The organism is Ensifer sp. ENS09, from assembly GCF_014852425.1.
Lineage (GTDB): Bacteria > Pseudomonadota > Alphaproteobacteria > Rhizobiales > Rhizobiaceae > Ensifer.
The window spans coordinates 484,118-497,525 of sequence record NZ_JACVBP010000004.1; the positions used below are offsets into that span (position 1 = coordinate 484,118).

The following is a 13,408-nucleotide window of genomic DNA, read 5'->3' on the forward strand; positions in this document are numbered from 1 at the left end:
ATGGGAACGACAGAAAAACCCCTCGTGCTCGACGTCAGACACCTTCGCACCGAGTTCGGCCCGCGCGAGCGGCCGCTGGTGGCGGTGGACGATGTGTCGTTCCAGGTGGGGCAGGGGGAAATCCTTGGGCTCGTCGGTGAATCCGGCTCGGGCAAGAGCATCACGCTGCGCTCGATCCTTGGCATCATAAGGCCACGCGGGCGCGTCTCGGGTGAAATCCTCTGGAACGGCCGCGACCTCGTTCCGCTCGAGGAGACGCGTCTCCGGCGCATCCGGGGCCGCGAGATCGCGATGATCTTTCAGGAGCCGATGTCGTCGCTCAATCCGCTGCTGACCGTTGGCCTGCAGATCTCGGAAAACCTCGTGGCGCACACGGATCTCGATGCAAGGGCGAGGAAGGCGCGGGCGATCGAACTGCTCGATCTCGTGGGCATTCCCGGGGCGCGCAATCGTCTCGACGATTTCCCGCACGAGTTTTCCGGCGGCATGCGCCAGCGGGTGATGATCGCGATTGCGCTCGCCTCCAACCCAAAGCTGCTGTTGGCGGACGAACCAACGACGGCGCTCGACGTCACCATTCAGGACCAGATCCTCAGGCTCATCCAGTCGCTGAGCCGCGATCTCGGCATGGCGGTGATCCTCGTCACCCACGACATGGGCGTCGTTGCCGAAACCTGCGATCGTGTCGCCGTCATGTATGGCGGCAGGCTTTGCGAAGTCGGCACGACGACGGATGTGATCGCCGATGCGCGCCATCCCTATTCCCTGGGCTTGCTGCGTTCGATTCCGCGCGACGTCGCCCCGCGAACGCCGCTCTATTCGATCCCCGGTGCGCCGCCGGCGCTAAACGCGCTGCCGCCCGGCTGCGCCTTTAGCGCCCGCTGTCCGGTCGCTGGGCGTGAATGTCCCGATCGTCGCCCGTCGCTCGAAGCGATCGGCTCGTCGCGGCTCGTTGCCTGCCATCATCTTGAGGATGCCCAAGCGCATTTCGGACCGCGGGAGGCGGCGCAATGACTATGCCTATGTCAACCAGCGGCGCTCCCTTGCTCTCGCTCCGTGCGCTATCGATCCAGTTCGAGAAACGGCGTTCGTTGTCGGACACGCTGGCCCGGCGCCCGCAGCAGGTCGTCTCGGCGGTCAACGGCATCGATCTCGATGTGATGCCCGGCGAGACGCTCGGGATCGTCGGCGAGTCCGGCTGCGGCAAGTCGACACTCGCGCGCCTGATCGCCGGCCTGCGCCGGCCGACATCAGGCGATATCCTGTTTGAGGGCGAGAGTGTCGTGGGCCTCAAGGGGGCACGGCGGCGCGCCTACAACCGGCGCGTCCAGATGATGTTCCAGGACCCCTACACCTCGCTCAATCCGCGCATGACCGTGCGCGATACCCTGCGAGAGGCGATCACGGTGCACCGCATGCGCGAGGGTGCGGCGATCGACCGCAGGGTGGACGAGCTGCTCGAGCTCGTGCGGTTGCCCGATGGAGCCGCGGACAAGTTCCCGCATGAATTCTCCGGTGGCCAGCGGCAGCGCATCGGCATTGCGCGGGCGCTGTCGCTGGAGCCGACCTGTCTCGTCGCGGACGAATTGGTCTCGGCACTCGACGTTTCGGTGCAGGCGCAGGTCGTCAATCTGCTGATCGAGCTTCAGGACGAGCTCGGCCTGACGGTGTTGTTCGTCGCGCACGACCTTCGCCTCGTGCGCCATGTCTCGCACCGCGTCGCCGTCATCTATCTCGGCGCCATCGTCGAGATCGGCCCGTCAGAGGCGCTGTTTTCGAAGCCGATGCATCCCTATTCCAAGGGGCTGCTTGCGGCCGCACCGTCGCTCGACCCGGGCGCCAGGCGTCGTGCGCCGGCGCTGTCGGGCGAGCTGCCGAGCCCGCTCGCCATCCCGCCCGGCTGCCCCTTTCACGTGCGTTGCCCGCACGCGACCGAGCTTTGCCGCCACGAAAAGCCGGCGCTGCGTCCGGTCGGATCCGGCATGACCGCCTGCCATTTCGCCGAGACGGTCGGCGACGCCTGAAACTCACTCGATAGGAAAGACATCATGGATACGAGAGCAAGGCCGGACATCTCCGGCCGCATCGGCGCGCTACGCCGCAAACTTGCGGAAACCAGGCTCGACGGCTACGTCGTGCCGCGCTTCGACGAACATCAGGGCGAGTATTGCGCGCCGCATGACCATCGCCTGGCCTTCGTCTCCGGGTTTACCGGTTCGGCCGGCGTGGCGATCGTCATGCGCGACCGTGCAGCGATCTTCGTCGATGGTCGCTACCAGGTGCAGGTGCGAGACGAAGTGGATCTCGGCACCTTCACGATCGAGCACTTCTATGACGCTCCGCTCAAGGATTGGCTGAAGAACAATCTGCGCAAGGGCGAACGTGTCGGTTTCAACGCCATGCTTTTGCCGTCCACCTGGGATGCAGATTGCAGCCGTTCGGTCGAACTGGCCGGCGGCGTCTGGATGCCTGTCGATGGGGACCTTGTCGATGCGATCTGGACCGACCAGCCGGAAAAGCCGCTCGGCAAGATCACCGCCTTCCCGGTCGCCAATTCCGGCGAGAGCGTTGCTGAGAAGAAGCGCCGCATCGCCGCCATGCTGGCGGAGCAGGGAGCCGACCTCCTGATCGAAGCGCAGCCGGACAATATCGCCTGGTTCCTCAATGTCCGTGGCCGCGACGTCGCCTTCAACCCGATGCCGCAATCCTTCCTGATCTTCGATCGCGCCGGGCAGACGGAATGGCTGGTCGATCATCGCAAGCTCCCGAACGATCTCTCGGACTTCGAGCTTGAGGATGTTGAGATTGCCGAGCCTGGGCAGCTGCTTGATCGTGTCACGGTGATGGCGGCGGGGCGCACCGCCTTGATCGATCCCGGATTCGCCCCGTCGGCGACCGCGCATGCCACACGCGCCGCAGGCGGCACCGTGCAGCTCGCGAAGAGCCCGATCACGCTCGCCAAGATGCATAAGAACGCGACCGAGCTTGCGGGCTTCCGGGATTGTCACCGTCTGGATGGCGCCGCCTGGGTTCGCTTCTTTGCCTGGCTCGAGCGGCACGCCGCAGAACGGGAGGCGAGCGGCAAACCGGTGAGCGAACTGGAAGCGGAAGAGCGCATCCTCGCCTATCGCCAGATGGCCGAAAGCTTCGTCGAGCCGAGCTTCCGGTCGATTTCGGCGGCCGGCGGCCACGCGGCCATGTGCCATTATGCAGCCACCGAGGCGAGCAACGGGCTGATCCGCAAGGATGGCGTCTATCTGCTCGATTCCGGTGGGCAGTATCTGACCGGCACCACCGACGCCACGCGCACGACGGCGATCGGTCCGGTCAGCGACGAGATCCGCCGCGCCTACACGGCCGTCCTCAAGGGGCTGATCTCCATGGCGTCGCTGAAATTCCCCAGGGGAAGCTTCGGCCATCAGCTCGACGCCTTTGCCCGCCGCCCGCTCTGGGATCTCGGTCTCGACTATGACCACGGAACTGGCCATGGGGTCGGTCACTTTCTCTCGGTACACGAACAGCCGCAGCGCTTCGATCGGCGCGTCAACGAGATCGAGCTGAAGCCGGGCATGGTGACGACGATCGAGCCGGGCTACTACAAGGCCGGCGCCTACGGCATCCGCATCGAGAACCAGGTGGAGGTGGTGGACGACGGCGACGGGTTCCTGAGCTTCCGGAGCCTGACGCTGGTGCCGATCGACCTGCGGCTCGCTGATCTCGGCCTGCTGACGACGGCTGAGCGGACCTGGATTGATGCCTATCACCGTCGCGTCGCGCAGGAGCTCGACGGCTTGCTTGAGCCGGAGACGGTCGGCTGGCTTGCCGAGCGGACGGCGCCGATCGGCGCGTGATCGCGTTTCGTCCGCTTCTTTGCGCGGATTGACATGACGTCAGTGGAGCGGCGGGCCGGTTGGCCCGCCGTTGTCATTTCTTGGCGATCAGCCGCCTGGCGGCGTTCGCGGCGCGGCGGTCGCTTTCAATCAATGTGACTCCTCTTGCTTGGAGAAGAGTGTTTGTGATATTTTTCACAAAACCTGTTCGCGCCGCATACGGCTGCCGAACACGTCGGACACGGAAGAAATCATGGTCAGCCGCAAGACAGCCCGCATCATCCAGCTCGCCGATGCCCTTTCAGGACGGAGAGTCCTGCACTTGCGCGACGCCGCGGCCCTACTTGGCGTCTCGGAAATGACGATCCGGCGCGACGTTGCCGACAATCCCGGACAGTTCGCCTTTCTGGGCGGACATATCGTCCCGGCGTCTGAGATCGAAGGCGACGCGCCCTATGAGCTGGCACGTGAGGCCGACAGCCACGCGGCCGCCAAGCGCGAGGCCTGCGTCCACGCGGCGCGCCACATCCGCCCGGACGAGACGATCTTCATTGATTGCGGCACCACGCTCGAATATCTCGTCGACCTCATTCCCGAGAATTATTCAATAACGGCAGTATGTTACTCCCTGAACGTGGCGGAGAAGCTGACCCATAAGCCGAATGTCCGGATCGTCATGCTTGGTGGCGTCTATCATCCCTCGTCGGCGTCCTTCTCCGGTAACTCCGGTCTGGAGACGCTCGATTCGCTCGGCATCAACGTCGCCTTCCTTTCAGCCGCCGGCGTCGACCCGGCGCGTGGCGCGACCTGTGTCCATTTCCACGAAGTTTCGGTGAAGCAGAAGGTCATCTCGCTGGCGCGCGAGAGCCATCTGGTCGTCGATCTCAGCAAGATCGGCAAGCTGAAGCCGGCTTTTTTCGCGCCAATCGGCGTTTTTCGCTCTATCATCACCGAAGAGGGCGAAACGCAGCTGCCGGGCCTGTGATGGCGGCATCCGCAAAAATATTACGAAATCGTCAAAACGGCAGTGTCTCGCTTGACACTCTCTGTTCTTGATGGAATAGTCACAAAAATTCGATAGAAAAATAACAAAAATGAGTTCTCGGCGGCTGTGCTCGAGTGCGGCTGGTCGTGACAGGGAGTTCAAGGAGCCATCGCTTGGAAGACCTTGCTGTGAAAACTGGCGCGCCGAAGGCCGCGCATTCGCCGGCGGCGGGCCATAACTGGCCGCGCAACAACGGCATCGATCTGGATCTTGGCTGGGTGCTGGATCAGCGTGTCAACCTGTCGGCCGCCGAGCGTCGCGTTGCGACGCTGCCCGGTCGCCGCACGGTGAAGAAGGACGCGCAGGCCGCCTGGCTTTTGAAGGCCGTCACCTGCATCGACCTCACGACGCTCAATGGCGACGATACGACGGAGCGCGTCAAGCGCCTCTGCGCCAAGGCGCGCCAGCCGGTGCGCCAGGATTTGCTCGATGCGCTCGGCATGGGCGGCCGTGGCATCACGACGGGCGCTGTCTGCGTCTATCATCGTTTCGTCTCGACCGCCGTCGAGGCGCTGGATGGGTCCGGTATCCCCGTTGCTGCCGTCTCCACCGGCTTCCCGGCCGGTCTTATCCCGCATGACGTCAAGTTGCGCGAGATCGAGGCTTCCGTTGCCGATGGCGCCAAGGAAATCGATATCGTCATCACCCGCGAGCATGTGCTGACCGGCAACTGGCAGGCGCTCTATGACGAGATGCGCGACTTCCGCGCCGCCTGCGGTGACGCCCATGTGAAGGCTATCCTTGCGACCGGCGACCTGAAGACGCTGCGCAACGTCGCGCGCGCGTCGCTGGTCTGCATGATGGCCGGCGCCGACTTCATCAAGACTTCGACCGGCAAGGAAGGCGTCAATGCGACGCTGCTGGTAACGCTCATCATGCTGCGCATGATCCGCGCCTATCAGGAGCAGACCGGCCTCAAGGTCGGCTACAAGCCGGCCGGCGGCATCTCGGCCGCCAAGGACATCTTGAACTACCAGTTCCTGATGAAGGACGAGCTTGGCCGTGAATGGCTCGAGCCGGATCTCTTCCGCATCGGCGCATCGAGCCTGCTTGCCGATATCGAACGTCAGCTCGAACACCACGTTACCGGCGCCTACTCGGCCCTCAACCGTCACCCGATTGGATGATCCCGATGACTGTCGCAAGGTATTTTGACGAAATGTCCTATGGTCCAGCACCCGAGGCCGACACCGAAGCCCGTCAGTGGCTGGCGCGCCACAAAGGCGAGTTCGGCCACTTCATCAATGGCGCCTTCGTCGCTTCCGCATCCGGCAAGACCTTCGAGACCAACGAGCCGGCAACTGGCAAGCTGCTTGCCAAGATCGCGCTCGGCGGTGCCAAGGACGTCGACGACGCGGTTGCCGCTGCCCGCAAGGCGCAAGGCCCCTGGGCAAAGCTGCCGGGCCATGCTCGCGCCCGCCATCTCTATGCGCTCGCCCGTATGATCCAGCGCCACGCGCGCCTGATCGCGGTCGTCGAGGCGATCGACAACGGTAAGCCTATCCGCGAGACCCGCGATATCGACGTGCCGCTCGCCGCTCGCCACTTCTATCACCATGCAGGCTGGGCGCAGCTGCAGGAATCCGAGTTTGCCGATCAGCTGCCGGTCGGCGTCGTCGGTCAGGTCATTCCGTGGAACTTCCCGTTCCTGATGCTGGCCTGGAAGGTGGCTCCGGCGCTGGCGCTCGGCAACACCGTGATCCTCAAACCGGCGGAATTCACGCCGCTGACGGCGCTGCTCTTTGCCGAACTCGCGGTTGCCGCAGGTCTTCCGGCCGGCGTGCTCAATGTCGTCACCGGCGAAGGTGAAACCGGCGCACTGATCGTCGAGCACTCGGACATCGACAAGATCGCCTTTACCGGCTCGACGGAGGTCGGCCGCCTCATCCGCGAGCGCACTGCCGGAACCGGCAAGTCGCTGACGCTCGAACTCGGCGGCAAGTCGCCGTTCATCGTCTTTGACGACGCCGATATCGACGGCGCGGTCGAAGGCGTGGTTGACGCCATATGGTTCAACCAGGGCCAGGTCTGCTGCGCCGGCTCGCGCATCCTCGTGCAGGAAGGCGTGGCGCCGCTCTTTTACGAGCGGCTGAAGCGCCGCATGCAGACGCTGCGCGTCGGCCATCCGCTCGACAAGGCCATCGACATGGCAGCAATCGTCGCTCCGGTGCAGTTGCAGCGGATCGAAGACCTGGTCGCCAGGGGTGTCGCCGAAGGGGCAGCCCTGCATCAGCCGAAGATTGAACTGCCGAAGGGCGGAAGTTTCTATCCGCCGACGCTTTTGACCGGCGTACAGCCGACCTCGATCGTTGCCACCGAAGAGATCTTCGGCCCCGTCGCCGTCTCCATGACTTTCCGCACCCCGGAAGAGGCGATCCAGCTTGCCAACCACACGCGCTACGGCCTTGCCGCCAGCGTCTGGAGCGAGACGATCGGTCTGGCTCTGCATGTCGCGGCCAAGCTCGCCGCCGGCGTCGTCTGGGTCAATGCGACCAACCTCTTTGATGCTTCTGCCGGTTTCGGCGGCAAGCGCGAATCCGGCTTCGGCCGCGAGGGCGGTCGTGAGGGCTGCTACGAATACCTGAAGCCGAAGGCATGGCTCGGCCGCAAGCTGCGTCCCGCCGTCGCCGAACCGGTGCTGAAGCCCGTCGCCGGCGATTTCGCCATGCCTGACGTCGACCGTACCGCCAAGCTTTTCATCGGCGGCAAGCAGGCGCGGCCGGATGGCAACTATAACCGCAACGTGCTTTCGCCGAAGGGCAAGGTGCTCGGTGAAGTCGGCGAGGGCAACCGCAAGGACATCCGCAACGCGGTCGTCGCAGCGCGAGCCGCATCCGCCTGGTCCTCGGCAACGACGCACAACCGTGCCCAGATCCTTTACTACATCGCCGAAAATCTCAGCGGCCGTGCTGACGAGTTTGCCCATCGTATTGCCGCCATGACCGGTGCCTCTGCCGGCAACGCTAAGGCCGAAGTCGAGGCGTCGATTGCGCGCCTCTTCACCTACGGCGCCTGGGCCGACAAGTACGAAGGCGCGATCCATCAGCCGCCGCTTCGCGGCGTCGCGCTCGCCATTCCCGAGGCGATCGGCGTGGTCGGCGTGATCTGCCCGCCGGAAGCGCCGCTGCTCGGCATGATCAGTCTCGTCGCGCCGCTGATCGCCACCGGCAACCGCGTCGTCGTCGTGCCGAGCGAACAGCATCCGCTTGCAGCAACCGATTTCTATACGGTTCTGGAAACATCCGACGTTCCGGCCGGTGTCGTCAACATCGTCACCGGTTCGACGATCGAACTGGCCAAGACGCTCGCAAGCCACAACGACGTGGATGCGCTCTGGGCTTTCGGCTCGGTGGAACTCTCGACCCTTGTCGAGAAGCTCTCGGTCGGCAACCTGAAACGCACCTTCGTCGACTACGGCAAGGCAACGAACTGGCTCGACCGCGAGGCGGCGGAAGGCCCGGCCTATCTGCGCCGCGCGACGGACGTCAAGAACATCTGGATCCCCTACGGCGAGTAGGGGGCCAGCCACGTGCGGGGCGGGGGGAGCCGGTCCGCGCGGTGGAGGAACGTGAACAGTTAGGGAGACGCGTTCACCTGTAAGGGGAATGCATTGCGCGCCACGGAAACCGGAGCGCGCCAGGAGGAGAATTGTATGCTGAAGAATATCGATCCGGCGCTGAATGCCGACGTGCTGCACGCGCTGAGGTCCATGGGACACGGCGACACGCTGGTCATCTCCGACACCAATTTCCCGTCCGACGCCATTGCCCGCAAGACCACGCTCGGCACGCTTTTGCGTATCGACAATGTCTCGGCCGCGCGCGCTGTCGAGGCGGTGCTTTCGGTGCTGCCACTCGATACGCCGCTGCAGCCCTCGGCCGGCCGCATGGAGGTGATGGGTGCGCCCGACGAAGTGCTACCGGTGCAGCAGGAAGTCCAGGCCGCGATCGATCGCGCCGAAGGCAGATCGGCGCCGATGTACGGCATCGAACGCTTCAAGTTCTACGAGGAAGCGAAGAAAGCCTATTGCGTCATCACGACGGGAGAGACGCGCTTCTACGGCTGCTTCCTCTTCACCAAGGGCGTCATACCGCCGAAGACCTGACGATCCGCTGCGCGGTTTGCGCGGCGCCGACGACTGATTGAAATCGCGAGAGATTGCCTGGGCACACCGTCTGATACCGGTGCGGTCGCAGGGGGAGGCTTGAATGAAGGTTGGTGTTTCGATCCTGGGTATCTTCGTGGCCGACACGGCCTATCTGGCGCGGCGCATGCCGGTTGTCGGTGAAACGATCACCGGCAGCGGCTTCTCCGTCGGGCCGGGCGGCAAGGGCTCCAACCAGGCGGTTGCCTGCGCTCGGGCAGGAAGTCCCGTCTCCTTCATCTCCAAGCTCGGCCGCGACACCTTCGGTGAGATGGCGCTCCGCACCTATGCGGAGGCCGGCGTGACGCCGCAGATCGTCGAGATGGACGACCTGCCGACGGGAGCGGCCTTCATCTACGTCAACGACCAGAACGGCGAGAATGCGATCATCGTCTATCCCGGTGCCGCCGGCTCGATCGGGGTCGATGATGTCGAAGCCGCGCGCGAGACGATCGAGGGCTCGCGCATCTTCGTGACCCAGCTCGAACAGCCGGTTGCCGCCGCGCAGCGTGCGCTCGAAATCGCCCATGCGGCCGGCGTCATCACCGTCTTCAACCCGGCGCCTGCCGAAGCCTTCGCGGATGCGATCTATCCGCTCTGCGATTACCTCGTGCCGAACGAGACGGAAGCCCCAGCCATCGTCGGCTTTGCGCTTTCTTCCGAGGACGACATTCGGCGTGCCGGTGACGCCATCCTGAAGAAGGGCGCGAAGACGGCGCTGATCACGCTCGGCGAACGCGGCGTGCTCTATCACAACCACGAGCAGTCGGTGCTCGTTCCGGCGATCGCCAGCGGACCGGTGATCGACACGACCGGGGCAGGGGACGCGTTTGTCGGCGGCTTCTCCGCTGCACTGGCGCGTGGCCTTGCTCCGGTCGACGCGGTCCGCTTCGGCTGCGCCACGGCCGGCATCGCGGTCACCCGCCGCGGCACCGCACCCGCCATGCCGACGCTGGCAGAGATCGAGGCGCTGCTTGCCAGAGGTCCGGCCGCATGACGCGCAACGACCCGATCAAGCACTTCTTCATCTGGCCGGCCCTGATCATCGTCCTGATGATCTCGATCTTCCCGCTCGTCTATTCGCTGACGACGAGCTTTATGAGCATGCGGCTCGTGCCGCCGACGCCGGCCCGTTTCGTCGGCTTCGGCAACTACCTCGACCTCTTGCAGAACCCGCGCTTCTGGCATGTGGCGGGCACGACGACGCTGATCGCCTTCATCTCGGTCGGGCTGCAATATGTCATCGGTCTTTCGGTGGCGCTGGCGCTGAACTCAAAGGTGCCGGGCGAGGGCATCTTCCGCGTCAGCTTCCTGCTGCCGATGCTGGTGGCGCCGGTCGCCGTCGCGCTGATCGCCCGCCAGGTGCTGAACCCGACGATGGGCCCGCTCAACGAGCTGATGACGGCAATCGGCTTCCCCAATCTGCCCTTTCTCACCCAGACCAGTTGGGCGCTCGGCTCGATCATCGCGGTCGAGGTCTGGCAGTGGACGCCCTTTGTCATCCTGATGCTGCTCGCCGGACTGCAGACGCTGCCTGACGATGTCTATGAGGCGGCGGCTCTCGAGAACGCCACGCCGTGGCAGCAGTTCCGCGACATCACCTTCCCGATGCTGTTGCCGATCTCGGTCGCCGTCGTCTTCATCCGGCTAATCGAAAGCTACAAGATCATCGACACGGTCTTCGTCATGACCGGCGGCGGCCCCGGGATCTCGACCGAGACGCTGACGCTCTTTGCCTACCAGGAGGGCTTCAAGAAGTTCAATCTTGGCTACACCTCGGCGCTTTCCTTCCTGTTCCTGATCGTCATCACCGTGATCGGTCTTGTCTATCTGGCCATCCTCAAGCCCTATCTGGAGAAGCACAAATGAGCGTGCGCACTCTCAAGGGAAAACGGCGCTGGCTGGCGCTCGGCGGCTGCCTCGTCTGGCTCGCCATCACCTTCTTTCCGCTCTACTGGGTGCTGATCACCTCGTTCAAGACGCCGATCGCCGTCGTCGGCGGCCCGACCTATCTGCCGTTCGTCGATTTTGAGCCGAGCCTGACGGCCTGGAGCGAGCTCCTGTCGGGCCAGCGCGGCCAGTTCTTCAGCACCTTTTGGGCCTCGACGATCATCGGGCTGTCGGCCTCGGTTGCCGCGACCTTCATTGGCGCGATGGCGGCCTATGCGCTGGTGCGCTTCACCTTCCGCTTCCGGCTGCTCTCGGCACTAATCTTCGTGGTGATTGCCTTCGGTGGCTTCCTGCTCGGTCGCCATGTGCTTGGCTACGGCCAGGGGATCTCGCTGGTCTATGCCTTCGTCGCGGCACTTGCGCTTGCGGTGATCTCGAGCCGCTTTCGCCTGCCGGGCCCGGAACTCGGCAACAACGACATCGTCTTCTGGTTCGTCAGCCAGCGCATGTTCCCGCCGATCGTCGCGGCCTTCGCGCTCTACCTGATGTACACGGAGATGGGCAAACTCGGCTTCAAGCTGGTCGACAGCTACATCGGCCTCACCTTCGCCTATATCGCCTTCTCCCTGCCGATCGTGATCTGGCTGATGCGCGACTTCTTCGAGGCGCTTCCGGTCGAAGTCGAGGAGGCGGCGATGGTCGACAACGTGCCGTCTTGGCGGATCTTCTTCGGCATAGTTCTGCCGATGTCGAAGCCGGGGCTGATCGCCACCTTCATGATCACGCTCGCCTTCGTCTGGAACGAGTTCCTGTTCGCGCTGTTCCTGACCAATTCCAAATGGCAGACGCTACCCATTCTCGTTGCCGGCCAGAACAGCCAGCGCGGCGACGAATGGTGGGCAATTTCCGCTGCCGCTCTCGTTGCCATCATTCCGATGATGGTCATGGCCGGGCTTTTGAGCCGGCTCATGCGCTCCGGCCTGCTTCTTGGAGCGATCAAGTAATCAACCGCTTTGGCATGAATTCATTCAACAGGAGGATAGAATGAGGAAATTGCTACTGGCATCTGCATCTCTCGCCGCGCTTGCGTTGGGGAACGCGGGAGCGGCGCTGGCCTGCGATCCGGATTACACCGGCGTCGAACTGACGGCGACCACACAGACCGGTCCTTACATCGCCTCGGCGCTGCAGCTTGCGGCCAAGGGCTGGGAAGAAAAGACCTGCGGCAAAGTCAAGGTCGTCGAGTTCCCGTGGTCGGAACTCTATCCGAAGATCGTGACCTCGCTCACCTCGGGCGAAGACGCCTTCGACGTGATCGCCTTTGCACCGGCCTGGGCGCCCGACTTTACCGACTTCCTGTCGGAAATGCCGGCGGATATGCAGAAGGGCGCCGACTGGGACGACATCGCCCCCGTCTACCGCGAGCAGTTGATGGTCTGGAACGGCAAGGTCCTGTCGCAGACGATGGACGGCGACGCCCATACCTATAGCTACCGTATCGATCTCTTCGAAAACGCCGACAACCAGAAGGCCTTCAAGGCGAAATACGGCTACGATCTGGCGCCGCCGAAGACCTGGAAGCAGTATCTCGACATTGCCGAATACTTCAATCAGCCGGCCAACAACCTCTGGGGCACGGCCGAGGCCTTCCGTCGTGGCGGCCAGCAGTTCTGGTTCCTGTTCAGCCACGTGGCCGGCTACACCAGCCATCCGGACAACCCCGGCGCCATGTTCTTCAATCCCGAGACGATGGACGCGCAAGTCAACAATCCCGGTTGGGTTCGCGGTCTGGAGGAATATATCCGCGCCTCCAAGCTTGCGCCGCCGAACGCGCTGAACTTCTCCTTCGGAGAAGTCAACGCTGCCTTTGCCGGTGGCCAGGTGGCGGAATCGATCGGCTGGGGTGACACCGGTGTCATCGGCGCCGACCCGAAGCAATCGAAGGTCGCCGGCAATGTCGGCTCGGCACCGCTGCCGGGATCGGACGAGATCTGGAACTACAAGACCAAGAAGTGGGACAAGTTCGACCATGTCGTCCAGACCTCGTTCATGGCCTTCGGCGGCTGGCAGGCGGCAGTGCCTGCGACCTCGACCAAGCAGGAAGCGGCCTGGAACTACATCCAGTACCTGACGAGCCCGGCCGTTTCCGGCCAGGCGGCGATCACCGGCGGCACCGGTGTGAACCCCTATCGCATCTCGCACACGACCAATCTCGATCTCTGGTCGAAGATTTTCTCGGAGCGTGAAGCGAAGGAGTATCTCGGTGCGCAGAAAGAGGCGGTGACCGCCAAGAACATCGCGCTCGACATGCGCCTGCCCGGCTACTTCTCCTACACCGAAGTGCTGGAGATCGAGCTTTCCAAGGCGCTTGCCGGCGAAGTGACGCCGCAGCAGGCGCTCGATAGCGTCGCGGAACAGTGGAACAAGCTGACCGACGAGTTCGGCCGCGACAAGCAGCTCGCCGCCTATCGTGCGTCGATGGGCCTGCCGAAGCAGTAA

General features: G+C 63.9%; 11 protein-coding genes. All 11 read left to right on the forward strand.

The window, feature by feature from the left end:
* On the forward strand, positions 1 to 1,014 hold the full coding sequence (locus IB267_RS22565) for an ABC transporter ATP-binding protein (RefSeq protein WP_192449663.1): 1,014 nt from the start codon (positions 1 to 3) through the stop codon (positions 1,012 to 1,014).
* On the forward strand, positions 1,011 to 2,024 hold the full coding sequence (locus IB267_RS22570; RefSeq protein WP_192449664.1) for an ABC transporter ATP-binding protein: 1,014 nt from the start codon (positions 1,011 to 1,013) through the stop codon (positions 2,022 to 2,024). Before IB267_RS22565 ends, IB267_RS22570 begins: the two co-directional genes overlap by 4 nt.
* 24 nt (positions 2,025 to 2,048) lie before the next feature.
* Positions 2,049 to 3,851: an aminopeptidase P family protein gene (locus IB267_RS22575; protein WP_192449665.1), complete on the forward strand. Its 1,803-nt coding sequence runs from the start codon at positions 2,049 to 2,051 to the stop codon at positions 3,849 to 3,851.
* A 232-nt stretch (positions 3,852 to 4,083) separates the two neighbouring features.
* The gene (locus tag IB267_RS22580; RefSeq protein WP_192449666.1) at positions 4,084 to 4,815 is read left to right on the forward strand and encodes a DeoR family transcriptional regulator; all 732 of its coding nucleotides are present in this window, start codon (positions 4,084 to 4,086) and stop codon (positions 4,813 to 4,815) included.
* A 173-nt stretch (positions 4,816 to 4,988) separates the two neighbouring features.
* Positions 4,989 to 6,002 carry a deoxyribose-phosphate aldolase gene (gene deoC, locus IB267_RS22585; RefSeq protein ID WP_192449667.1) on the forward strand — a complete coding sequence of 338 codons (1,014 nt, stop codon included), beginning with the start codon at positions 4,989 to 4,991 and terminating at the stop codon, positions 6,000 to 6,002.
* A gap of 5 nt (positions 6,003 to 6,007) precedes the next feature.
* Positions 6,008 to 8,392, forward strand: coding sequence for an aldehyde dehydrogenase family protein (locus IB267_RS22590; RefSeq protein ID WP_192449668.1), 2,385 nt, complete (start codon positions 6,008 to 6,010; stop codon positions 8,390 to 8,392).
* Between the two features lie 135 nt (positions 8,393 to 8,527).
* A complete protein-coding gene (locus IB267_RS22595) occupies positions 8,528 to 8,980 on the forward strand; it encodes an RbsD/FucU family protein (RefSeq protein ID WP_192449669.1) in 453 nt (150 codons plus the stop codon).
* Positions 8,981 to 9,083: 103 nt separating this feature from the next.
* Positions 9,084 to 10,016 (forward strand): ribokinase, encoded by a 933-nt coding sequence (rbsK, locus tag IB267_RS22600; protein ID WP_192449670.1) that lies wholly within the window; start codon positions 9,084 to 9,086, stop codon positions 10,014 to 10,016.
* The gene (locus IB267_RS22605) at positions 10,013 to 10,888 is read left to right on the forward strand and encodes a carbohydrate ABC transporter permease (RefSeq protein WP_192449671.1); all 876 of its coding nucleotides are present in this window, start codon (positions 10,013 to 10,015) and stop codon (positions 10,886 to 10,888) included. Before rbsK ends, IB267_RS22605 begins: the two co-directional genes overlap by 4 nt.
* Positions 10,885 to 11,913, forward strand: a complete 1,029-nt coding sequence (locus IB267_RS22610; RefSeq protein ID WP_192449672.1) for a carbohydrate ABC transporter permease — start codon at positions 10,885 to 10,887, stop codon at positions 11,911 to 11,913. Before IB267_RS22605 ends, IB267_RS22610 begins: the two co-directional genes overlap by 4 nt.
* A gap of 40 nt (positions 11,914 to 11,953) precedes the next feature.
* Complete coding sequence (locus IB267_RS22615; protein WP_192449673.1) at positions 11,954 to 13,408, forward strand: extracellular solute-binding protein; 1,455 nt, start codon at positions 11,954 to 11,956, stop codon at positions 13,406 to 13,408.